15 protein-coding genes, 3 rRNA genes and 1 riboswitch are annotated in these 23,959 nt (G+C 48.6%); of the genes, 2 read left to right on the top strand and 16 right to left on the bottom strand.

All coding sequences use genetic code 11. The features are described from left to right. Positions 1-405 precede the first annotated feature (405 nt). From purF to V6669_RS03675, 12 genes are all read right to left on the bottom strand, one after another. The gene (purF, locus tag V6669_RS03730) at positions 406-1,884 is read right to left on the bottom strand and encodes an amidophosphoribosyltransferase (protein ID WP_338590811.1); all 1,479 of its coding nucleotides are present in this window, start codon (positions 1,882-1,884) and stop codon (positions 406-408) included. Then, positions 1,869-4,112 carry a phosphoribosylformylglycinamidine synthase subunit PurL gene (gene purL, locus V6669_RS03725; protein ID WP_338590809.1) on the bottom strand — a complete coding sequence of 748 codons (2,244 nt, stop codon included), beginning with the start codon at positions 4,110-4,112 and terminating at the stop codon, positions 1,869-1,871. The genes purF and purL overlap by 16 nt, the downstream gene beginning before the upstream one ends. Continuing rightward, positions 4,090-4,779 (bottom strand): phosphoribosylformylglycinamidine synthase subunit PurQ, encoded by a 690-nt coding sequence (purQ, locus tag V6669_RS03720; protein ID WP_338590807.1) that lies wholly within the window; start codon positions 4,777-4,779, stop codon positions 4,090-4,092. The genes purL and purQ overlap by 23 nt, the downstream gene beginning before the upstream one ends. 4 nt (positions 4,780-4,783) lie before the next feature. Continuing rightward, entirely contained in the window at positions 4,784-5,029 is a 246-nt protein-coding gene (gene purS, locus V6669_RS03715) for a phosphoribosylformylglycinamidine synthase subunit PurS (protein ID WP_017690695.1), read from the bottom strand. Positions 5,030-5,587: 558 nt separating this feature from the next. Beyond that, positions 5,588-6,460: a phosphoribosylaminoimidazolesuccinocarboxamide synthase gene (locus V6669_RS03710; protein ID WP_338590805.1), complete on the bottom strand. Its 873-nt coding sequence runs from the start codon at positions 6,458-6,460 to the stop codon at positions 5,588-5,590. A 381-nt stretch (positions 6,461-6,841) separates the two neighbouring features. Next, a complete protein-coding gene (purB, locus tag V6669_RS03705; protein WP_338590803.1) occupies positions 6,842-8,140 on the bottom strand; it encodes an adenylosuccinate lyase in 1,299 nt (432 codons plus the stop codon). Then, positions 8,137-9,339 carry a 5-(carboxyamino)imidazole ribonucleotide synthase gene (purK, locus tag V6669_RS03700; protein WP_338590801.1) on the bottom strand — a complete coding sequence of 401 codons (1,203 nt, stop codon included), beginning with the start codon at positions 9,337-9,339 and terminating at the stop codon, positions 8,137-8,139. The genes purB and purK overlap by 4 nt, the downstream gene beginning before the upstream one ends. Next, positions 9,336-9,821: a 5-(carboxyamino)imidazole ribonucleotide mutase gene (gene purE, locus V6669_RS03695; protein ID WP_017690699.1), complete on the bottom strand. Its 486-nt coding sequence runs from the start codon at positions 9,819-9,821 to the stop codon at positions 9,336-9,338. Before purE ends, purK begins: the two co-directional genes overlap by 4 nt. Positions 9,822-10,016: 195 nt before the next feature. After that, a riboswitch (purine riboswitch) is annotated at positions 10,017-10,118 on the bottom strand. A gap of 270 nt (positions 10,119-10,388) precedes the next feature. Beyond that, positions 10,389-10,823, bottom strand: coding sequence for a universal stress protein (locus V6669_RS03690; protein ID WP_047840488.1), 435 nt, complete (start codon positions 10,821-10,823; stop codon positions 10,389-10,391). 178 nt (positions 10,824-11,001) lie between these two features. Beyond that, positions 11,002-11,265, bottom strand: coding sequence for a DUF1294 domain-containing protein (locus V6669_RS03685; protein WP_017690702.1), 264 nt, complete (start codon positions 11,263-11,265; stop codon positions 11,002-11,004). A gap of 126 nt (positions 11,266-11,391) precedes the next feature. Next, positions 11,392-11,529, bottom strand: coding sequence for a hypothetical protein (locus V6669_RS03680; RefSeq protein WP_017690703.1), 138 nt, complete (start codon positions 11,527-11,529; stop codon positions 11,392-11,394). Positions 11,530-11,603: 74 nt separating this feature from the next. After that, entirely contained in the window at positions 11,604-13,733 is a 2,130-nt protein-coding gene (locus V6669_RS03675) for a DNA topoisomerase III (protein ID WP_338590796.1), read from the bottom strand. 371 nt (positions 13,734-14,104) lie between these two features. Between V6669_RS03675 and V6669_RS03670 the strand changes: the two genes are divergently transcribed. Next, positions 14,105-16,039 (top strand): amidase family protein, encoded by a 1,935-nt coding sequence (locus tag V6669_RS03670; RefSeq protein WP_338590794.1) that lies wholly within the window; start codon positions 14,105-14,107, stop codon positions 16,037-16,039. Between the two features lie 173 nt (positions 16,040-16,212). On the opposite strand, the gene V6669_RS03665 is transcribed toward V6669_RS03670, so the two are convergent. Then, entirely contained in the window at positions 16,213-17,220 is a 1,008-nt protein-coding gene (locus V6669_RS03665; RefSeq protein ID WP_338590792.1) for a ketoacyl-ACP synthase III, read from the bottom strand. A 301-nt stretch (positions 17,221-17,521) separates the two neighbouring features. On the opposite strand from V6669_RS03665, the gene V6669_RS03660 reads away from it, so the two are divergent. Continuing rightward, complete coding sequence (locus V6669_RS03660; RefSeq protein ID WP_338590790.1) at positions 17,522-18,076, top strand: NAD(P)H-dependent oxidoreductase; 555 nt, start codon at positions 17,522-17,524, stop codon at positions 18,074-18,076. Between the two features lie 173 nt (positions 18,077-18,249). On the opposite strand, the gene rrf is transcribed toward V6669_RS03660, so the two are convergent. From rrf to V6669_RS03645, 3 genes are all read right to left on the bottom strand, one after another. Next, positions 18,250-18,366 (bottom strand): 5S ribosomal RNA (gene rrf / locus V6669_RS03655). 75 nt (positions 18,367-18,441) lie between these two features. Then, positions 18,442-21,367: ribosomal RNA gene (locus V6669_RS03650) — 23S ribosomal RNA — on the bottom strand. A gap of 317 nt (positions 21,368-21,684) precedes the next feature. Continuing rightward, positions 21,685-23,237 (bottom strand): 16S ribosomal RNA (locus V6669_RS03645). Together the 16S, 23S and 5S rRNA genes form the textbook arrangement of a ribosomal RNA operon. Positions 23,238-23,959: the final 722 nt, after the last annotated feature.

The following is a 23,959-nucleotide window of genomic DNA, read 5'->3' as shown; positions in this document are numbered from 1 at the left end:
ATCGGTCGGCGAACCCCGCTCAGCTACGCTGCGGGGCAAGCCCGCTGGGCAGCTGCTTCGCTCGGCTGCCTGGCCCCTATTGCTCCGCAAAGCGGGGCTTAAGGGCGCGGGCTAGGCCCGGGGGCAGCTGCTTCGCCTGGCTGCCTAGCCCCTGTTGCTCCGCAAGGCGGGGCTTAAGGGCGCGGGCTAGGCCCGGGGGCAGCTGCTTTGCTTGGCTGCCTAGCCCCTGTTGCTCCGCAAAGCGGGGCTTGAGGGCGCGGGCTAGGCCCGGGGGCAGCTGCTTTGCTTGGCTGCCTAGCCCCTGTTGCTCCGAAAAGCGGGGCTTGAGGGCGCGGGCTGCGTCCGGGGGCAGCTGCTTCGCCTGGCTGCCTGGCCCCTGTTGCTCAACAAAGCGGGGCTATAAGGCTAACAGCTGCAGCCGAATTTTTCTTCGCCGCCAAAGTCGAGGCGGGTTGGGTAATCATGATCAAAACATGCGAGACATAGTCCGCCTTTAGGATCATCCTGATTATTTCCCTGTATCGATGCAATCAGTCCATCGGGACTGAGGAACTCCAGGGAATCTGCATTAATTTCACGGCAAATTTCTTCAACCGACAACTGAGAAGCAATTAATTCACGGCTGTCAGGCGTATCAATACCGTAAAAACACGGGTTTTTGAAAGGTGGTGATGTAATCCGTACATGTACTTCCGTTGCTCCTGCATCACGCAGCATGTTCACGATCCGACGGGAGGTTGTTCCCCGTACAATGGAGTCGTCAATCATAACCACACGTTTTCCTTCCACAACGCGACGCACAGCGCTCAGCTTCATCTTCACGCCCTGCTCCCGCAATTCCTGGCTTGGCTGGATAAACGTACGTCCGGTGTATTTATTTTTGATCATACCCATCTCATACGGAATGCCTGTCTGTTCAGCGTATCCAATCGCCGCCGAGATGCTGGAATCTGGTACCCCCGTAACCAAGTCCGCATCCACAAACGACTCAATCGCCATCCGGCTTCCCATCCGTTTACGGGCAGCATGCTGATTCGCACCATTCATATCACTATCCGGACGAGCAAAATAAATATATTCCATCGCACATAATGCCTTGCGGTGTTTGTGATGATCAAAGCGATCTTCGTGCAGACCATCTGCATCAAGCACGAGCAGCTCACCCGGTTCAATATCCCGAATTAACTCTGCACCGATTGTTTCCAGTGCACACGTCTCGGATGCAAACAGATACGCATCCCCGAGCTTACCCATCGTGAGCGGACGAAGTCCGTGCGGATCGGAAGCCACGAGCAGCTTATCATTGGTCATGATCAGAAATGCATAACCGCCAACAATGCGCTGGAATGCCTCTTTTGCCGCTTCCACAAGCCCTTTGGAGGATCGTGCAATCAGATGCGCAATGACCTCGGTATCACTTGTTGTTTGGAAAATGGAACCGCTCTGCTCCAGCTCACGCCGGATCGTTGGTGCATTCACAATGTTTCCGTTGGTTGCTACTGCCAAATCGCCATCACGGTATTTAAATACCAATGGCTGAGCGTTCGTCAGTTTACTGTCACCACTTGTTGAATACCGGACATGTCCAATGGAAATATCCCCGGTTAACGTCTGCATCAGGTCTTTGGTGAACACTTCTTTCACCAGACCCATGCCGCGATGATAGTTAAACTGGCTGCCATCACTCACACACATGCCTGCACTTTCTTCGCCCCGATGTTGCAGCGCATGCAGTCCATAATAGGAGAGCGAAGCCGCGTCAGGGTGTCTGAACACCCCGAACACGCCGCATTCTTCCTTCAATTTGTCGAGTCCTTCCTTGCCGGACCCTTCATTATAATAATCGCCTGTCCACAACGGTCCTGTCGTCAGTTCATGAGACATGGAATCGCATCCTCCCAGACCTGAGCCAAACCTCCTACAGGTTCGCTCACGGCTGATGTTCCGTTCAATTCAATCGTCAGGTTACTTCCTTCTACACGGCCAATCACAGCTACAGGTACACCGCGCTCACGTACAAAAGCTTCAAGTTTACCCGCTTGCTCAGGCGTAGCCGACAACAAGATACGGGATTGGCTCTCACTGAATAGGGCGTGATCTGCACGCAATGCAGTCTCCACATTCACCTGTGCTCCTACGTTACCGCTGATACAAGACTCTGCGAGTGCAACAGCCAAGCCGCCTTCAGACAAGTCATGTGCCGAGCGAACGAGACCGGATTGAATTGCTTCCAGCACCGTGCTGAGCAACGCTTTTTCCGTTTGCAAATTCAGTTCTGGCGGACGACCTTCCGTCTGACCATGAACCGCATATTGCAGCTCGCTGCCACCCAGTTCAGCTTTTGTTTCACCGAGGAGGATGATAATATCACCTTCGGATTTGAATGCTTGTGTCGTGATATGATCCGTATCATGAACGAGACCTACCATACCGACAACTGGCGTTGGATAGATGGAGCCTTTGGCGTTTTCGTTATACAGACTTACGTTACCACCGATGACTGGCGTATCCAGCACACGGCAAGCTTCTGCCATACCGTCTACCGCTTTCTCCATTTGCCAGAAAATATCCGGCTTCTCCGGGTTACCAAAGTTCAGGTTGTCCGTAATCGCCAGCGGCTCAGCACCGGAACATACAATGTTACGCGCTGCTTCACTTACGGCAATCCGTCCACCAACTTCAGGATCAAGGTACACATAACGTCCATTACAGTCCGTTGTCATCGCGAGACCTTTGCGTGTGCCACGAATCGTAACTACAGCTGCATCCGAACCCGGACGAACGGCAGTGCTTGTACGCACCATATAGTCGTATTGATCGTACACCCATTTTTTACTTGCTACTGTTGGTGAAGCCAGCACTTGTTTCAATGCTCCGCCGAGATCCGACACTTCGTCGTAACGAAGCGTGTCGATAGAAGCACTTTGCTCGTAGTATGCAGGTACAGAAGAAGGTTTGTCATAGACTGGACATTCGTCAACCAGTGCCGTTACTGGCATATCTCCGACCACTTCGCCGTGATGGATCAATTTCAGACGTCCGTCATCCGTTACCTTACCGACTTTCGCACAGATTACGCCCCAACGTTCAAAGATTTCCATCGCCTGCGCCTCATCCTTCGGCTCAACTACGAACAACATCCGTTCCTGGGACTCGGACAACATCATCTCGTAAGGCGTCATGCCTTCTTCACGCTGTGGTACCTGATCCAGATACAATTCCAGACCGTTACCCGCTTTACTTGCCATCTCTGCACTCGAACATGTCAGACCAGCAGCACCCATATCCTGAATTCCGAGCACGATGCCCGTGTCGATCAATTCCAGACAGGATTCCATTACCAGTTTCTCCATAAATGGATCACCAACCTGAACGGCTGTCCGTTGGGACTCGGATTCTTCCGTCAATTCAACCGATGCAAAGGTTGCTCCATGAATACCATCACGGCCTGTTGGCGGCCCAACATAATACACAGGGTTACCTACACCTTTAGCTACGCCGCGCTGAATCTTGTCATGATCAATCAGACCCACACACATGGCGTTAACCAGCGGATTGCCTTCATAGCTCTCATCAAACATCACTTCGCCACCAACGGTAGGAATCCCGATACAGTTACCATATCCGGCAATACCCGATACGACATGCTCGAACAGATATTTAACGCGATCACTCTCCAACTTACCAAAACGAAGGGAGTTCAGTATTGCTACTGGTCTTGCTCCCATGGAGAAAATATCACGGATAATGCCGCCCACACCTGTTGCCGCACCTTGATAAGGCTCAACCGCGGAAGGATGGTTATGGCTTTCAATTTTGAATACAACAGCCTGGTTATCACCGATATCCACGATACCGGCACCTTCACCAGGTCCCATCAGGACACGTGGTCCAGTGGTTGGGAAACGGCGCAGCAATGGCTTGGAGTTTTTATAAGCACAGTGCTCGGACCACATTACACTGAACACACCAATCTCCGTGTAGTTTGGCTTGCGTCCCATGAACTCACAGATCAGCTCGTACTCGCTGTCAGATACGCCCATTTGTGCGTAAAGTTTATGTTCTGCGACCTGTTCTGCTGTTGGTTCCTTAGCGGATAGCTGCTGCGTCATGCCGATCCCTCCATGCTTTCAAAATAGATGTAAACATACGTTTGCCGTCTTCCGAACCTAGCAGTGAGTCCACTGCACGCTCTGGATGTGGCATCATGCCGACCACGTTTCTACCCTCGTTACAGACTCCCGCGATATCACCCAGGGAACCGTTCGGGTTGTTGCCATACGTAAATACGATCTGGTTGTTCGCTTGCAGACTCGCCAGCGTCTCCTCGTCGCAATAATAGTTGCCTTCACCATGAGCAATCGGGATGATAATCTCTTCGCCCGGTGCATAGTCACGTGTAAATGGTGTATCTGCGTTCGCTACTTTCAATACCGTATCGTGACAACGGAATTTCAGGGAAGTGTTACGGATCAATGCACCTGGAAGCAATCCTGCTTCAGTCAGGATCTGGAATCCGTTGCAAATACCCAAAATATATTTACCTTGTTCAGCAGCTTTCGCTACCTCATTCATTACCGGTGCAAAACGGGAAATCGCACCGCACCGCAGGTAGTCACCATAAGAGAAACCACCCGGAACTAAAATACAATCATAAGCCGATAGATCTGTAGCCGTGTGCCATACATAATCAACCTCTTGTCCAATCGCATCTTCCACTGCCTTGTAACAGTCGATGTCGCAGTTGGAGCCAGGGAACACAAGAACTGCAAATTTCATGAGATTAACCCTCCAATTCGTAGCGGTAATCTTCAACAACGGTGTTGGCCAGCAGCTTTTCACACATGACTTTCAATCGTTTCTCCGCTTCCGCACGATCTGTTGTATCCAGGTTCAGTTCCATGACTTTACCGATCCGTACACTTTCCACTTCGTTAAATCCCATTGAATGCAGGGCTCCTTGAACAGCTACGCCTTGCGGGTCGAGTACGCTTTGCTTAATAGTGACATATACGGTTGCTTTGATCATGATCCTTATGTTCCTCCTCAGTAATGAACGGGATAAATGCTTTATGCTGTTAAAAAAAGTTACTTTTGGTGCTTGCTCCGGGGCGGATTGTTCTTTCCGGTCGCTTGTTGTCCCCAGGTTTTTTGATTGTTTTGGCCCGCTCTGCGGTCAAAACCCGGGGACAAAGGCGAACGCTTCGCTCCTTTAAGAACAATTCCGCCCCTCCGCTAGTCCATGCGACGTTTTTTTAAAGGCCTAAACCTTTTACGTTGCACGGTGTGTAATGGTCGAGACTGACCATTACGTGAAAACAATGAATGGTCTTTAAGTTACTTTAGTAACCTTATTATTTTTATATTTGTAGACTTCCTGTATGTGAAGAGAAGTCTTTGTCTTTAATTGCCTCACCCACCAGTTTGAACACTGGCGGAGGGAAAGATTTGAGCTAGAGAAGCGTAAGCGTTCGCCTTTGCAACCGGAATGTTTCCTTTTGAAAAAAGGATTCCAATCAAAACATTCCGGGGGCAACAGCGATCGAAAGCCAAACTTTCCCGTAGCCCGCTCAAACGTTAAACTTTATTATTTCGTTAAACGGTTATAAATATCGACGTATCTTGCGGTTGTTGCTTCAACTACCTCTTGTGGGAGTGGATCAGGTTTACTGTTCTTGTCCCAGTCGGTTCCGGCGAGATAGGTGCGCACTGGCTCTTTATCCATGCTGTCGATCTCGATGTCGAGTTCGTAATTCTCTTTGGCCCAGAAGCGTGAAGCATCTGGGGTGAAGATTTCGTCAATCAGGATGACCTTGCCATCCACGATGCCGAACTCGAATTTGCAATCTGCTAGAATGATGCCACGCTGGTCACAGTAATCACGGGCGAATTCGTACAGGCGTAAGCTTTTTTCTTGAAGCTCCACTGCAAGTGCGTCTCCTACCAGTTCTTTCATGCGATCCATTGGAATGTCTTCATCATGACCAACATCGTTTTTGGCTGCCGGGGTGAAAATGGGAACTTCGAGCTTGGCGTTTTTGCGAAGTCCATCAGGCAATTTAATCCCATTCACTTCACCGTTTGTCTCATATTGTCTCCATCCACCACCAGTGATGTATCCACGCACGACACATTCAATATCAATGCGTTCTGCTTTGCGGGTTACCATGATGCGGTCTTTGAGCAATTCAGGGTCTGTGATCAGGTCACCCAGTTGATTCACATCGGTATGAACCACGTGATTGTCCATCATGCTACCTGTCAGTTCAAACCAGAAGCTGCTGAGTTTGTTCAGTACGTTTCCTTTCTCGGGAACTGCCGGGTCCAGCACATAATCAAATGCCGAGATACGGTCCGTAACCACGATCAGAAAATGTTCACCCAGATCGTACAATTCACGTACTTTTCCTTTATATAACAGAGGTGCTTTAACGAGATCTGCCGCAGTGGACAGTGCCATGGGCTCACCTTCTTTCAGGAGATGTAAAGTATACGTCCAATTCCCCTCATCACGCAGGGCCACTCCGAATGCAGAAGAACCTTCCGATCGCTGTTATCCCCGGATTTTTCTGATCCCCTTTCTAAAGGGGAAAATCCTGTGATAAAGGCGAGCGCTTTGCTTCTTCAGGTTTTTTCTGCCTTCTCCATTCCAGCGTGAACACATAATCAACCTATACTTTTAGGGAGTAAAACTTGTTCTAAATTTGATAAAGGCGCAGCGTATGCTTCCGAAGTAGCTTTCTTTCAGAATGTTTTTAGCTTCGCTTCTTCAGCTTATTTCTGTCCTCTGCGTTCAAGTGCTGAACCATCATTCTGCGCTATAGCCTATGGGAGTTATATATTAGTCGTTCAAGCCGAGCTTTTTGAAGATGGTGTCAACGTGCTTCAGGTGCCATGACGGGTTGAACGCATCTGCGATTTCTTCTTCGTTCAGCACTTCCGTGATTTCCGGTGTGGATTTCACGATATCCTGGAACTGACGTTGTTCTTCCCATGCTTGCATCGCACGTGGTTGAACGGTATCGTACGCTTGCTCGCGGCTGAAACCTTTGTCGATCAGCTTTGTCATAATGCGACCGGAGAATGGTACCCCGTAGGTGCGCTCCATGTTGCGTTTCATGTTCTCAGGGAATACCGTCAGGTTCTTCACGATGTTACCAAAACGGTTCAACATGTAGTTCAGCAGCATCGTTGCATCCGGCAGAATGATACGTTCTACGGAAGAATGCGAGATGTCGCGCTCATGCCAGAGTGTTACGTTCTCGTATGCCGATACCATATGTCCGCGAATGACGCGGGACAGGCCGGAGATGTTTTCGCTACCGATTGGATTACGCTTGTGCGGCATCGCGGACGATCCTTTTTGACCTTTAGCAAAAGCTTCTTCCACTTCACGGAACTCACTCTTCTGCAGCGCACGTACCTCTGTAGCAAACTTGTCCAGGGACGTTGCGATCAACGCCAATGTAGCCATATACTCCGCGTGACGGTCACGTTGCAATGTTTGAGTCGAGATTGGCGCAGGTTTCGTGCCCAGCTTCTCGCAGACAAACTCTTCAACAAACGGATCGATGTTCGCGTACGTTCCAACTGCGCCTGAGATTTTGCCGTATTGTACATTGTCTGCTGCATGACGGAAACGCTCCAGGTTCCGTTTCATCTCTTCATGCCACAACGCCATTTTCAGTCCAAATGTTGTTGGCTCTGCATGCACCCCGTGCGTACGTCCCATCATTGGTGTGTGCTGATAAGCCAGTGCTTTTTCACGCAGAATTTCAATGAAATTAATGATATCTTTTTCCAGAATCTCATTCGCTTGACGCAGTACATAACCCAGAGCCGTATCCACGACATCTGTGGAAGTCAGACCGTAGTGCACCCATTTCCGCTCTGCACCCAGGCTTTCAGATACCGTACGTGTAAATGCGATAACGTCATGACGTGTTTCCTTTTCAATCTCATAGATGCGGTCGATGTCAAAAGATGCGTTCTGACGAAGCAATGCTGCTTCTTCCTTAGGGATAACACCCAGTTCAGCCCACGCCTCACATGCACAAATTTCAACTTCCAGCCACGATTGGAATTTGTTCTCTTCGGTCCAGATGGCTCTCATTTCGGGTCTGCTATAACGTTCAATCATGAATTTGTATTCCTCCAGAGATTAGTTTGTTCAATCCATTGCAATCCTTCTTCAACATCCTGACAAAGCAGATTCACATGCCCCATCTTACGTCCTGTTTTCGCTTCGGTTTTACCATATATGTGAAGCTTGGGAATCACACCGAGTTCTATCGCTTCTGCATCAGGTTGCCCTGTTCTGGCGATAATACCTTCCAGATGTTCTCCAAGCACATTGACCATAACAACCGGACTCAATAACGAAGTGTCCCCAAGTGGTAATCCGCAGATCGCACGAATATGTTGTTCGAACTGGGAAGTCGCACAAGCTTCCATCGTATAGTGACCAGAATTATGCGGTCTTGGTGCCAGTTCGTTGACGTACAGTCTTCCATCCGCCGCTACAAACAGTTCCACAGCCAGCAACCCGACAGCCTTCATTGATTCTGCCACCGCTGCTGCCAGCTTTTGCGCTTCAATCTGGATGTCTGCGGCAACTCTAGCCGGTACAATTGAAGCATGCAAAATGTTATTTACATGACTGTTCTCCGCTGGCGGGAACGTTTTGATCTCCCCATTTGTACTGCGCGCTACAACGACCGATATCTCGCATTCAAACTTGATGAATTGTTCCAGCACCAGTTCCGCACCTGTAGCTGCAAGCTCTTCATATGCAGCAACCGCCTCACTCGCTTCCCGAATTACACGCTGGCCTTTGCCATCGTAACCTCCAGTCACCGTCTTCAGTACACATGGCATTCCAAGTTCGCTTACAGCAGCAAGCATCGTATCCGCACTTGTGATCTCACGATAAGGCGCAACTCTTACTCCAGCAGCTTCAATTGCTCGTTTTTCACGCAACCGATGTTGTGTGGTGTACAGTAACGCACTTCCTTGCGGAACGTAAGACTCACGCTCGAGCAGCCCAGCGACTTCTGCATCCACATTTTCGAATTCATACGTAATGACATCGCATTGCCGAGCCAGTTCAAGTGCAGCTTTGGCATCGTCATAACCAGCTTCAATCTGACGAGCAACTTGACCACAAGGTGCATCCGCAGCCGGATCAAGAGTAACGAATCGATACCCCATTGCCGTTCCTGCGAGCGTCATCATCCGTCCGAGCTGTCCGCCCCCTAGAATGCCGATGGTTGTTTTCCCTGGCAGCAGGACATTTTTCAGCTCTCCTGTTATACCGGATTGGTTCCCTGTACTACTCATAGTTCTTCACTGCTTTCGAGTACTTCTTGTTTGATGCGCTCTCGGCGAGCTTCAGAGCGACGTTGGACATCGGGGTCAAAAGCACCGATCATTTGAGCTGCCAGCAATCCTGCATTGGTTGCCCCTGCCTTGCCAATCGCCACAGTTGCGACGGGAATACCACCAGGCATCTGAACAATGGACAACAAGGAATCGAGACCGTTCAATGCTTTGGATTGAACCGGTACGCCAATGACTGGAAGCATCGTTTTGGCGGCAACCATACCGGGTAGATGTGCTGCCCCGCCTGCCCCTGCAATGATCACCTTGAATCCTCGATCAATTGCTTGCTCTGCGTATTCAAACATCAAATCCGGTGTACGATGGGCGGAGACCACCTTTTTCTCATACCCAATCTCCAGCTCGTCCAGCACCTCGCACGCATGTTTCATCGTTTCCCAATCCGACTTGCTGCCCATAATTACAGCGACTTGCAGTGACATGAATACATCCAACTCCCGTCTGCGCTTTTTTGATTACATCTGACTATTAAGGAACTCTTATTACATTGTGAAATAAAAAAATCCGCTACCCGCGAAAACATCACATTTTCTCCGGACACCGGACTCCAAGAAATACGTATCCCTCATTTGGGCATGCCAAAAGGGGGCTTGCTGTCCGCATCTGGTTGCATGCGACTCTCAGCCGTATCTCCTCGTAGTCCGGAAATTTACGGTTCCCGGGTAGATACTTCCGGGCCCTATTCCCGGCGTTATACGAGCAAATATCTATCAAACTATCTTCGTTCATTTTGGTAATCTCTTATTACATATTTCGTTCCTACTCGACCTTATTCTTACCTGATCGACACATCTAACATTCTAACAATCCCCTACAGCTAATGTCAACTTAAAGACGAACATTTAACATATTGACAAATATAATGTTCGGGAATTGCTTCATTAAATTCGGTTAGCCATCCATTTCATCCCATAAAAGAAAGCCGGCTCCTCTTCAATCTCTCGAAGACAACCGGCTTCCTGCTCTTCAGTGCGTACACACTTCATCCATTATTTTACGATCAGTACTGGAACCTGAGCATGCTGTACCACATTGTGACTGACACTACCCAGGACAAATTCCCGAATTCCACCGAGTCCGCGGCTACCAATAATAATGATATCAGAATCATTTTCTTTGGCAAAATCAAGCAGTACTTCCGCAGCCGCTCCTTGAATCAGATCCACATTGGCCGTTACACCAGCAGCCTGAATTCGCTCTTTTGCTTCATCTGTCGTCTGTACCGCCAGATTGTAGTAGTCATTATTAAGTGAAGGTGGCAGTGGAGCCAACCCCTCACCGATGAATACACGCGGGAAATCAAAAGCATGAATGACATCCAGTACTGCATTTGGGGACACTTTAGCTAGCTCAATCGCACGATCAAGTGCTTTATTTGAAGCTTTCGAACCATCATAAGCCACTAATATTTTGGAGAATAACATGTGAATCCCGTCCCTTCCTTTATATGTAGAGCACGCGAAGCAAGCTTCGGTCTGACATGTAATAAACTAACAGAACCATATAACTCCTTAAACGTTCCGCAGCCACAATGAACCATTTATACGAATGAATTTACATATGAAACCAAAGTTTGAACGGTTACGCATGTGTTCCATGTATTCATTGAATAAAGTAACCATAGATTACCGCATTCAGGAACAACAACAATGGAATACCAATGGTGAAGCTGGGATGTTTGGTTTTATGCCTTTTCCGATACATCGCGATCCAGACTCCCAAAGCACCGCCTATAAATGCTAATAAGAATAACGTCCGTTCGGGTGTACGGTCACGACGCTGTTGCGCACGCCTCTTATCGTCCGACATCACCAGATAACCAACTACATTAATAAATAAAAACCACAATATAAGTCCGGTTTGCATATAATTCTAGCGATCCCCCTGTCCCGGGACATCTCCCTGTCTACATTATAGTCCTCATCAGAGACATGTTCAACGCACCGGGTAGGGAACCACAATTTTGTGTAATAACGCTAACCTCGCTCTGACTTAGGATTCCTGCTTTGGAATACCGTTCAGGCTTGGTGCTCTTTTGGCTGCTTTGTCCGGGCGCACAGCGATACTCTCTTCCCGAATACTGTCTTTGTTTTGCTGGTTATGGATCTTCTCTGGTTTGTTATGCGGCATATAGGTATCACCTCCTTGGCTTACGTTGCCTGAAAACGGAGGATCTTATACTACCTCAACTACCCTCAAGCGTGTTACTCTCCCTTTTTCTCCATAGCCGCCTTCAGCAGTTCACCCAGATTGGAACCGATGGACTCCTGCTTAGCATATTGTTTCACCAGCTTTTGCTGATCGCGTTTGTTCACATGCTGTTTATCCTTATCCAACGTTTCAGTAATACCACAAGGTAGACATTGTACGTATAACCCCGCCTTGCCTTCTTTGATTTCCATCTTTTTGTGGCACTGCGCACAACGACGATTGGACAATCTTTTTTCTGCCGAACGACGATACCCGCAGTCCTCGGTAGGACATACAAGAAACTTGCCGCGCTTGCCTTTCTTCTCCAACAACCGTGCGTTACAATCCGGGCAATGGCTATTGGACACATTATGCGGCTTGTACTCTGCTTTGCTGCCTTTTACCGTAGACACCAGCTCTTTCGCCATGGATCGGATACTATCCAGAAACGGCCCCGGTTTCCCTTGCCCACGAGCGATGCGTTCCAGTTCAGCTTCCCAGCGAGCAGTCAGATCCGGTGTACGAAGCTGCGGAGCAGCCAGTTCAATCAACTGTTTTCCTTTGCCAGTCGGGTGCATGCTGTTGCCTTGACGATCTATTGTATCGGAACTGACCAGCTTCTCGATAATATCCGCCCGCGTAGCCGGAGTCCCGAGTCCATGCTTTTCCATCTGAGAAAGCAAAGCAGCTTCGGTATACCGTTTGGGCGGCATCGTCCGTCCACTTTTAATGTGACAACGCTGAACCGTCACGGACTGTCCTTGCTGCACATCTGGCAAAAGCGCACGCTCATGGTCTGTTGCATCATCAGCACGGTCATCGTCATCATCGCTGTAATCACCGCCGTATACTTCACGCCATCCACTTTCTTTCACTGTTGTTCCTTTGACATGGAAGGAGTCATTCCCCACTTGAACCGTGATCGCAACCGAATCGTACTTCGCTGCCGGATAAAACAGGCTGATAAATCGACGTACAATTAGATCGTACAATTTGCGTTCCTCCGGATTCAGTTGATTCAGAAGCACCGTCTGCTCCGTGGGGATAATCGCATGGTGATCGGTAACTTTACTGTCATCCACAATACGTTTGGTGATATTCAGATTTTTGCGCAGCAAAGGACGTGCCAGAGACGCATAAGGTCCAATGGCTACACTGTCCAGCCGTTCTTTCAACGTAGCTGTCATGTCCGAAGTGAGGTATCGGCTGTCCGTACGTGGGTACGTTACGAGCTTGTGCTGTTCATACAGACGCTGCAGGACGTTTGATGTTTGCTTTGCAGAGAAACCATACTTCCGGTTGGCATCCCGTTGCAATTCCGTCAGGTCATATGCAAGTGGATGAGGCTCTACCTTCTCGCTTTTTTTCACTTGAGCAATCGTGCCCTTGCGCCCATCTACCCGTTTCTTCAATTCTTGCGTTTCTTGAGGGTCGAAAATTCGTGAATCTCCTCCAGCTGCCCGCCACACAGCCTGAAAACCACCCAAATCTGCCGTTATCGTCTCATACTCCTGCGAGCGGAAACCATTAATTTCATCTTCTCTATCCATAATCATGCCCAAGGTCGGCGTTTGGACCCGTCCAGCAGACAACTGCGCATTAAAACGAACGGTTAGTGCACGGGTCACGTTAAGTCCAATCATCCAGTCGGCTTCCGCACGGCAACGTGCAGATTCATAGAGACGGTCGAACTGACTGCCTGGCTTCAGCGAAGCAAATCCGTCTTTGATCGCCTTATCTGTCTGGGATGAAATCCACAGACGTTTAAAAGGTTTTTTCCACCCCGCCATCTGCATGATCCAACGGGCCAGCAATTCTCCCTCACGTGCTGCATCCGTCGCAATAACCAGCTCGCCCACATCCTGACGCTTCATCAACTGCTGCACGGCTTTATATTGATGGTTGGTCTCTTTAAGTACCTTCAGTTTCGTACGCTCTGGCAGAATGGGCAGGTCCTCCAGATTCCATGTTGCATACTTTTTATCGTAATCCTCGGGTTCAGCTAATCCAACCAGATGTCCAAGCGCCCAGGTAACGATATATTTCGGGCCTTCCATGTAACTTTTATGTTTATCACGCGCACCCATAACTCTGGCTATTTCGCGTGCTACAGATGGTTTTTCTGCGAGTACCAATGTCTTCACTTCATATCTCTTCCTCTCTGGTAGAACGTTATGTCTCTTTTATTCCTATCTTTTCATTATATCATTTCACACTAAAGGTATGCTCTGTCATCTCTACTTCCTAATCTACTCGTATCCTGTAACCTCATGTTTAATCAACATATCGATTATATGTTATATTTCCTAACATTAAAATATGTAATAGTTTTTCTGAGTACATGTAAACAGAAGCATGAATAAGTATTAACACTGTAAAGTATTGATGTATACGTTTTTTTGGATAAATATAAACCTTGTAAGATTACCTGACATGACTATACAATGTGTCAAAGGCATAGAAACAGAATCGCTGCTACACACATCAATGAGACACAGGAAGGGAGCGTGGATGCATGACTTATCATGGATCTGTATTGAAAAAAAGTGGGGCTTTGTTACTGGCAGGTGCTGTTGTTGCCACAACATGGGGAAGAACGTTACCTTCGGCATCAGCTGCAACGGCAACGCCTACGAGTAAAACAACAGTAGCTGCTGTATCCAAAGGAAAAGCGCCTGCTACTCCGGCAGCATTTGTTCAGGCCATGGAAGAAGCGGCAACACTTGCAGGTGTTCCTTTTACCATGGACAAGCTATCCGGCACAACCGTACAACGTAAAGATGCTGCGGTCGCCTTGCAACAATGGCTCAAGCTGGAATCGACTACCGAATCATTCAAGGATGTCCCGGATGAAGCCACTTTCGCAGGTGCTGTTGGTGCACTGAACACTGCGGGGTTGATGAAAGGTTATACGGAATCCCTCTTCCTTCCAAACGCTGTACTTACCGAGAATGATCTATCTGTATTGAAAGACCGCATTTATAACTACATAAAACCGTTTGTGCTGGAGGAAGCAACCATTATGGATCTCCAGACTGCAATGACGCAAGGAAAACTGACATCAAAAGAGTTGGTTCAGAAATATCTGGACCGCATTGAAAAATACGATGATCAAGGTGTAAGCATCAACGCTGTATTAACCCTGAACCCGGATGCGCTCCAAATTGCGGAGCAATTGGATGAAGAACGTGCAGCTCAAGGTGCTCGTGGACCTCTGCATGGCGTTCCGATTCTGGTGAAAGACAATTTCGATACCAATGACATGCCGACAACCGCAGGCTGTATCTGTCTGAAAGATTCCATTCCTGCTCACGATGCTGAACAAGTGAAGAAACTCAAAGCAGCTGGGGCCATTATTTTGGGCAAAACAAACCTGCATGAATTCGCATTTGGCATCACGACATCCAGCTCATTGGGTGGACAAACACTGAACCCTTACGCCCTGGACCACTATCCAGGTGGCTCAAGCGGTGGAACAGGTGCTGCCATTGCGTCTAACTTTGCCGCAGCCGGCATGGGTACAGACACTGGTGGCTCAATCCGAATCCCATCCAGCTTCAACAGCCTTGTGGGTATCCGCCCAACCATTGGACTGTCCAGCCGTGAAGGCATTATCCCATTGGCTTTGACACAGGATGTCGGTGGACCTATGGCCCGTACAGTTAGTGACGCTGCAATCATGCTCGATGCTACAGCCGGCTATGATAAAAAAGATGTCGCTACAGCTTACGCGGTTGGAAAAATCCCTTCCAGCTACACTGATTTCTTGGATGTAAACGGGTTGAAAGGTGCACGCATCGGTGTGGCAACGGAGCTCATCCCAAGTACCAAAGCTGAAGAAAAAGCCGTTGCTGACGTAATCAACACAGCTGTGGAAGAACTGAAGTCACTTGGCGCTACCGCAGTTCCAATTTCTATCCCGAACTTGGCTGAGATCAACAAATACCCAAGCCTTAGTGGATATGAATTCAAGTTCCAGCTGAATGACTATCTGGAGTCATTGGGTGCAGATGCTCCATATCACAGTCTGTCCGAGATCATCGCTTCCGGAGAGTTTGATAAGTCACAAGAACAATCCATGAAGACTCGGGATGCACGCCAAACATTGGAGACTACCGAATACAAGGACATCGTCCTGAAACGTACCCAAGTTACACGTGAGTCCCTGCTGAAAGTTATGGCAGACAATAACCTGGATGCCATCATCTATCCTACGTCCACACAAGCTGCTGGTGTTATTGGCGAAGGACAAAACTCCGGTGGTAACAACCGTCTGAGTCCATTCTCCGGCTTCCCGGCGATCACGGTCCCTGCTGGTTTCACAACTGATGGTTTGCCTGTAGGCATGGAGTTCCTGGGTCGTGCCTTTGATGAAGGTACCTTGATCAAGCTGGCTTACAGCTACGAACAAGGAACTCATCACCGCCAAGCGCCTAAGCTTACGCCGTAAAATGTTTATGGGATTAAGCAATTCCGGTTAACACAAAAAATAGATGCAATCATACCACTTTTTTTGAAACGAGTTAACCCACTAAAGAGACCACCCTCTTCATGACTGCATGAAGTTTGGGTGGTCTCTTTTTTTCTCTATTTATCTTTGTGTTGCATACCGTCGTATGTTACTCATTCCTGACTCTTGTCCGGCACGCCCCATTTCAGTACCAGACCTGCGTACGTCAGACCACCACCAAAGCCAAAGAGAGCTACGCTCTGTCCTTCTTTCAATTTCCCTTCATCCACTGCAAGCTGTAAAGCAAGCGGAATGGAAGCAGCAGAGGTGTTCCCACGATACTCCACACTGGTTAAAGTACGTTCCAAAGGAATCGGACCACGCTCGCAAACAGCCTCAATCATTCTCATATTGGCACTATGCGGGACAAACCAGTCAATCTGCTCAGGTCTTAATCCAGCTTTCGTTATAAGATTACCTAATTGCTCTGGGATCGTCCGTACAGCCCACTTATAAATCTCTCGCCCATTCTGAACAAGGCATCCCTCACCCTGCAAAGGCACACCATTCATCTCCGAAGACAGACCACTCTTATAAAGATGTACACCACCTTCTCCATGTGTACCTGATATGGCTGCCATAAAGTCACCTTCAGCACCCGATGATCTCTCGACCAAGAAGGCCCCCGCTCCATCACCAAACAGTACACAAGTCGTGCGGTCTGTGTAATCCGTAATTTTGGATAACGTCTCTGCTCCAATAACCAGTACTTTGCGGTACATTCCACTGGTCACCAGACTGTCAGCAAGCTGTAGCCCGTAGGTAAAACCTGCGCATGCAGCATTTAAATCCAGTACGCCCGTGTGTGGGATCTTAAGGTTAGCCTGTACTCTGGATGCCGTACTTGGGAAAGCATATTCAGGTGTACTTGTAGCCACAAGGATCATATCCACATCTTCTACACTTACATCATAACGACGTATCATATCTTCTACAGCCTTCGTAGCCAGGTCAGATACAAATTGATCTTCAGCTGCAATTCGCCGTTCTCTCATACCAGTACGCTGTACAATCCATTCGTCACTTGTCTCGACCAATTTCTCCAGATCAGCATTCGTTAATATTCGATCCGGTACATACGTTCCCATTGCCGTGATGGTTGCCTTTGATTGATGATTCATACCGGTAGTCACCTCACTTGTTTTTTATTATTATAGCACTAAGTCTTAGTACTTGGTACTAATTTTATAAAATATTTATTATGATTCTTTCGTTAGTTGTTTATTTTAAAGTGATCTCTTCATTCTATTACCCAGAGTAATACAAACGATGGCATGCATTTTTGATGAAGAATTGTGGATATCGGCTGACTAACATGAAGAATGCCTTAATTAAATGCGTTTTCTATAGACAGCTCATTCCATCAGGAGGAAAATAAACAGATTGCCCTACATTATTAAAGAATAGAGATGATCTACGCTCATGAAAAAAGAATTAAATATCCTTGCCATTTCCGGAAGTCTCCGCAATCAGTCCTCCAATACGTTACTAATGCACGCCATGATTAAGCTGGCTACGCCTAACCTTAAGTTTCAAATCTATGATGGATTAAATGATCTACCGCATTTTAACCCTGACATCGATGTCGCGGAGGGCCCAGTGTCCGTACAGAACTTGAGAGCCCAACTTAAGCATTCGGACGGTGTCCTTATCTGCACGCCAGAGTATGGTAATGGCGTTCCTGGGGTCTTAAAAAACGCACTAGATTGGATTGTATCTTCTGGAGAATGGCTCAATAAACCCACCATTGTCATTGCTGCTTCCCCAAGCCCCATGGGAGGTGACAAAGCCCATGCTTCCTTATTGCTTACACTAAACATGATTAATGCACAAGTCTTACAAGAGGGCTGCTTAACTATTCCTCATATTACATTGAAAATGAACAAACAAGGCGTCATCATTGATTCGGAAACCCAGCGTGCATTGCAGAACTCCCTTACAATCCTTGCGGAGGCTTGCGACCAAATAAAGGGCTAGACAGATGTTGCTTAATTAAATGAAGAACGATAGAGAAATGATTCTTTTAAAGTTATAAACAATGAAATAAAAAAACAGCCCTGGTAAATAACCAGGGCTGTTAAGGTTTATATAAGTATTTAGGATTAAAACAAAAAAGACACACTCGATATCATCAAGTGTGTCTTTATATTGCTTGGCGGCGTCCTACTCTCCCAGGACCCTGCGGTCCAAGTACCATCGGCGCTAGAGGGCTTAACGGTCGTGTTCGGGATGGGTACGTGTGGAACCCCTCCGCCATCGCCACCAAACGCGTAGCTTACATTTCAGAGTGTTGTTCTCTGAAAACTAGATTCGAAACGAAACATGCGAATTATCACTTGCTATTGGATAAGCCCTCGACCGATTAGTACTGGTCAGCTCCATGCATTGCTGCACTTCCACCCCCAGCCTATCTACCTCGTCGTCTTCAAGGGGTCTTACATACTGGGAAATCTCATCTTGAGGGGGGCTTCACGCTTAGATGCTTTCAGCGTTTATCCCGTCCGTACATAGCTACCCAGCGGTGCTCCTGGCGGAACAACTGGTACACCAGCGGTACGTCCATCCCGGTCCTCTCGTACTAAGGACAGCTCCTCTCAAATTTCCTACGCCCACGACAGATAGGGACCGAACTGTCTCACGACGTTCTGAACCCAGCTCGCGTACCGCTTTAATGGGCGAACAGCCCAACCCTTGGGACCTACTTCAGCCCCAGGATGCGATGAGCCGACATCGAGGTGCCAAACCTCCCCGTCGATGTGGACTCTTGGGGGAGATAAGCCTGTTATCCCCAGGGTAGCTTTTATCCGTTGAGCGATGGCCCTTCCATGCGGTACCACCGGATCACTAAGCCCGACTTTCGTCCCTGCTCGACTTGTAGGTCTCGCAGTCAAGCTCCCTTATGCCTTTGCACTCTTCGAATGATTTCCAACCATTCTGAGGGAACCTTTGGGCGCCTCCGTTACTCTTTAGGAGGCGACCGCCCCAGTCAAACTGCCCACCTGACACTGTCCCCGCACCGGATTACGGTACCAGGTTAGAACCTAGATACGATCAGGGTGGTATCCCAACGTTGCCTCCACAGAAGCTTGCGCTCCTGCTTCAAAGGCTCCCACCTATCCTGTACAGATCGTACCCAAATTCAATATCAAGCTGCAGTAAAGCTCCATGGGGTCTTTCCGTCTTGTCGCGGGTAACCTGCATCTTCACAGGTATTAAAATTTCACCGGATCTCTCGTTGAGACAGCGCCCAAGTCGTTACGCCATTCGTGCGGGTCAGAATTTACCTGACAAGGAATTTCGCTACCTTAGGACCGTTATAGTTACGGCCGCCGTTTACTGGGGCTTCGGTTCACAGCTTCGGATTGCTCCTAACCACTCCCCTTAACCTTCCAGCACCGGGCAGGCGTCAGCCCGTATACTTCGCCTTACGGCTTCGCACAGACCTGTGTTTTTGCTAAACAGTCGCTTGGGCCTTTTCACTGCGGCCCCCTCGTGCTATTCACACTACCGGGGCACCCCTTCTCCCGAAGTTACGGGGTCATTTTGCCGAGTTCCTTAACGAGAGTTCTTCCGCGCGCCTTAGAATACTCTTCTCGCCTACCTGTGTCGGTTTGCGGTACGGGCACCTTCACCTGGCTAGAGGCTTTTCTTGGCAGTGTGAGATCATGACCTTCGCTACTATAATTTTCGCTCCCCATCACAGCTTAGCCTTACAATGTGCGGATTTGCCTACACATCAGCCTTACTGCTTAGACGGACATCCATCAGTCCGCGTCACTACCCTACTGCGTCCCCCCATTGCTCATAACGGCTTACGGTGGTACAGGAATTTCGACCTGTTGTCCTTCGACTACGCCTTTCGGCCTCGCCTTAGGTCCCGACTTACCCTGAGCGGACGAGCCTTCCTCAGGAACCCTTAGGCTTTCGGCGGATCAGATTCTCACTGATCTTTTCGTTACTCATACCGGCATTCTCACTTGTATAATGTCCAGCGCTCCTTACGGTACACCTTCAACCCTTATACAACGCTCCCCTACCCCTGATGCATAGCATCAAGCCATAGCTTCGGTGGTGTGTTTAGCCCCGTTACATTTTCGGCGCAGAGTCACTCGACCAGTGAGCTATTACGCACTCTTTCAATGGTGGCTGCTTCTAAGCCAACATCCTGGTTGTCTGTGCAACTCCACATCCTTTCCCACTTAACACACACTTGGGGACCTTAGCTGATGGTCTGGGCTGTTTCCCTTTTGACAATGGATCTTAGCACTCACTGTCTGACTCCCGGAAGTAAGTCTATGGCATTCGGAGTTTGACTGAGCTTGGTAACCCTTGCGGGCCCCGCACCCAATCAGTGCTCTACCTCCACGACTCTAGTTTCCGAGGCTAGCCCTAAAGCTATTTCGGGGAGAACCAGCTATCTCCGAGTTCGATTGGAATTTCTCCGCTACCCCCACCTCATCCCCGCATTTTTCAACATGCGTGGGTTCGGGCCTCCAGTGCGTGTTACCGCACCTTCACCCTGGACAGGGGTAGATCACCCGGTTTCGGGTCTACGTCCACGTACTATGTCGCCCTATTCAGACTCGCTTTCGCTGCGGCTCCGGCTCTTCACCTTAACCTTGCACGGGAACGTAACTCGCCGGTTCATTCTACAAAAGGCACGCCATCACCCCTAAAACGGGCTCTGACTTTTTGTAAGCACACGGTTTCAGGTTCTATTTCACTCCCCTTCCGGGGTGCTTTTCACCTTTCCCTCACGGTACTGCTTCACTATCGGTCGCTAGGAAGTATTTAGCCTTGGCAGATGGTCCTGCCGGATTCATACGGGGTTTCACGTGCCCCGCACTACTCGGGATCCGTCTCGGAGGGAACAGACTTTCAACTACAGGGCTTTTACCTTCTTTGGCGGGCCTTTCCAGACCTCTTCGCTTAACCGGTTCCTTTGTAACTCCATGTGAGACGTCCCACAACCCCAAAGAGCAAGCTCTCTGGTTTGGGCTTCTCCGCGTTCGCTCGCCGCTACTGACGGAATCACTATTGTTTTCTCTTCCTCAGGGTACTTAGATGTTTCAGTTCCCCTGGTATGCCTCTACATAACCTATGTATTCAGTTATGAGTAACTGGAAATTACCCCAGCTGGGTTTCCCCATTCGGACACCCCCGGATCAAAGCTTGCTTACAGCTCCCCGAGGCAGTTTCGTTGTTCGCCACGTCCTTCATCGGCTCCTAGCGCCTAGGCATCCTCCGTGTGCTCTTAGTAGCTTAACCATATTGCTCCGGTTTTGACTGCTCGCTTCCCTTGTTTTGGACTATGTCCAAAGCCAAAAGTCGCTCCCACCCAATACCATCGCAAAAGCAATTAAGTACCAATTTATTAAACTTGTTTAACACAAGTTCAGCTAAAAAGGAATGTTCTAATTCGCGTTTGTTTCGTTTCGATATCTAGTTTTCAAAGAACAAGCTCCATGCAAAAGCAAGCTGTTTGAGAGTTTGAGCTCTCAAAACTGAGCAACGAGTGAGTAACTAGCCGACCTGACTAGATTTTATATTTGAATGTTTCCGTTGCAGGAAACGATTCTCCATAGAAAGGAGGTGATCCAGCCGCACCTTCCGATACGGCTACCTTGTTACGACTTCACCCCAATCATCTATCCCACCTTCGGCGGCTGGCTCCTTGCGGTTACCCCACCGACTTCGGGTGTTATAAACTCTCGTGGTGTGACGGGCGGTGTGTACAAGACCCGGGAACGTATTCACCGCGGCATGCTGATCCGCGATTACTAGCAATTCCGACTTCATGCAGGCGAGTTGCAGCCTGCAATCCGAACTGAGACCGGCTTTGTTGGGATTGGCTCCATCTCGCGATTTCGCAGCCCGTTGTACCGGCCATTGTAGTACGTGTGTAGCCCAGGTCATAAGGGGCATGATGATTTGACGTCATCCCCACCTTCCTCCGGTTTGTCACCGGCAGTCTATCTAGAGTGCCCACCCGAAGTGCTGGCAACTAAATATAAGGGTTGCGCTCGTTGCGGGACTTAACCCAACATCTCACGACACGAGCTGACGACAACCATGCACCACCTGTCTTGAATGTTCCGAAGAAAAGGTACATCTCTGCACCGGTCATTCAGATGTCAAGACCTGGTAAGGTTCTTCGCGTTGCTTCGAATTAAACCACATACTCCACTGCTTGTGCGGGTCCCCGTCAATTCCTTTGAGTTTCAGTCTTGCGACCGTACTCCCCAGGCGGAGTGCTTAATGTGTTAACTTCGGCACCAAGGGTATCGAAACCCCTAACACCTAGCACTCATCGTTTACGGCGTGGACTACCAGGGTATCTAATCCTGTTTGCTCCCCACGCTTTCGCGCCTCAGCGTCAGTTACAGCCCAGAGAGTCGCCTTCGCCACTGGTGTTCCTCCACATATCTACGCATTTCACCGCTACACGTGGAATTCCACTCTCCTCTTCTGCACTCAAGTCACCCAGTTTCCAGTGCGATCCGGGGTTGAGCCCCGGGATTAAACACCAGACTTAAATGACCGCCTGCGCGCGCTTTACGCCCAATAATTCCGGACAACGCTTGCCCCCTACGTATTACCGCGGCTGCTGGCACGTAGTTAGCCGGGGCTTTCTTCTCAGGTACCGTCACCTTGAGAGCAGTTACTCTCCCAAGCGTTCTTCCCTGGCAACAGAGCTTTACGATCCGAAAACCTTCATCACTCACGCGGCATTGCTCCGTCAGGCTTTCGCCCATTGCGGAAGATTCCCTACTGCTGCCTCCCGTAGGAGTCTGGGCCGTGTCTCAGTCCCAGTGTGGCCGATCACCCTCTCAGGTCGGCTACGCATCGTCGCCTTGGTGAGCCGTTACCCCACCAACTAGCTAATGCGCCGCAGGCCCATCCCCAAGTGACAGATTGCTCCGTCTTTCCAGTTTCCTTCAGGCGAAGAAAACAATTATTCGGTATTAGCTACCGTTTCCGGTAGTTGTCCCAAACTTGAGGGCAGGTTGCCTACGTGTTACTCACCCGTCCGCCGCTAACCATCAGAGAAGCAAGCTTCTCATCAAGTCCGCTCGACTTGCATGTATTAGGCATGCCGCCAGCGTTCGTCCTGAGCCAGGATCAAACTCTCCAATAAAGTATTGAAAAGAGCGATAAGCTCATTTTGAATCTGACGAGATTAAAAATCTCATTTGTGCTCCAGTCGATTCAAGCCAAGGCTTGTCTCAACTTTCGCGTTCATTCTGCAAGCAGAATGTTTACTCACTCGTTGTTCAGTTTTCAAAGATCAAACTTGTTTCGTTACCGAATGCCGTTCTCTTCAGCAACTCTTATATAATATCATGTCCGAACCAACTTTGCAAGCTCTTTTTTTAAGTTTCTTTCGAAGCTTATTTCATTTGCTTGCCGCACCGTGTATCTCGTGTTTTTTTGGCCGGAAATAGAATATACCATGTACAATTATGGAACGCAAGTCTTTTTTTCGATAAACATTAAATTCTTATAAAATTAGTACTCTGTAGACCTTTTAACAAGTATCTCCTTATGGCCGGCTAAATGATACATCTGCGCACTAACTTTAATGATCGGAGTAATGAACTTACATACGCAAAAAGTTTTTCACATGATCCCTAATCCAATTATAGAGAAACACATCTTGTATACAGTACAGACTCATCACGTTATAGAAACTTATTAACCGATGATTTCATTGGATAAACAACCAACAGATCATAGAACATTATACTCATTCCTTCTATATAGAAGGAAAACATTTTTAAAATTCATTTTTCTCAAGAAAAGAATACAAAAAAAGCGAAAGCTCCGGGTTTAAATCCCGTGGCTTTCGCTTCTTTCTCA

The sequence above is a fragment of the Paenibacillus sp. Y5S-9 genome, from assembly GCF_036894235.1.
In the GTDB taxonomy this organism is placed as follows: Bacteria; Bacillota; Bacilli; order Paenibacillales; family Paenibacillaceae; genus Paenibacillus.
The sequence above is the reverse complement of the archived record's forward strand: the minus strand, read 5'-3'. Positions and strand labels throughout refer to the sequence as shown.

Coding starts and splice junctions, on each gene's coding strand:
- V6669_RS03660 (WP_338590790.1), top strand. CDS start 17,522: ATGAAAAAAGAATTAAATATCCTTGCCATTTCCGGAAGTCTCCGCAAT.
- V6669_RS03710 (WP_338590805.1), bottom strand. CDS start 6,460: ATGGCACTGTCCACTGCGGCAGATCTCGTTAAAGCACCTCTGTTATAT.
- purS (WP_017690695.1), bottom strand. CDS start 5,029: ATGATCAAAGCAACCGTATATGTCACTATTAAGCAAAGCGTACTCGAC.
- V6669_RS03690 (WP_047840488.1), bottom strand. CDS start 10,823: ATGTTATTCTCCAAAATATTAGTGGCTTATGATGGTTCGAAAGCTTCA.
- V6669_RS03685 (WP_017690702.1), bottom strand. CDS start 11,265: ATGCAAACCGGACTTATATTGTGGTTTTTATTTATTAATGTAGTTGGT.
- purK (WP_338590801.1), bottom strand. CDS start 9,339: ATGAGTAGTACAGGGAACCAATCCGGTATAACAGGAGAGCTGAAAAAT.
- purF (WP_338590811.1), bottom strand. CDS start 1,884: ATGTCTCATGAACTGACGACAGGACCGTTGTGGACAGGCGATTATTAT.
- purL (WP_338590809.1), bottom strand. CDS start 4,112: ATGACGCAGCAGCTATCCGCTAAGGAACCAACAGCAGAACAGGTCGCA.
- V6669_RS03670 (WP_338590794.1), top strand. CDS start 14,105: ATGACTTATCATGGATCTGTATTGAAAAAAAGTGGGGCTTTGTTACTG.
- purE (WP_017690699.1), bottom strand. CDS start 9,821: ATGTCACTGCAAGTCGCTGTAATTATGGGCAGCAAGTCGGATTGGGAA.
- V6669_RS03665 (WP_338590792.1), bottom strand. CDS start 17,220: ATGAATCATCAATCAAAGGCAACCATCACGGCAATGGGAACGTATGTA.
- purQ (WP_338590807.1), bottom strand. CDS start 4,779: ATGAAATTTGCAGTTCTTGTGTTCCCTGGCTCCAACTGCGACATCGAC.
- V6669_RS03680 (WP_017690703.1), bottom strand. CDS start 11,529: ATGCCGCATAACAAACCAGAGAAGATCCATAACCAGCAAAACAAAGAC.
- purB (WP_338590803.1), bottom strand. CDS start 8,140: ATGATTGAACGTTATAGCAGACCCGAAATGAGAGCCATCTGGACCGAA.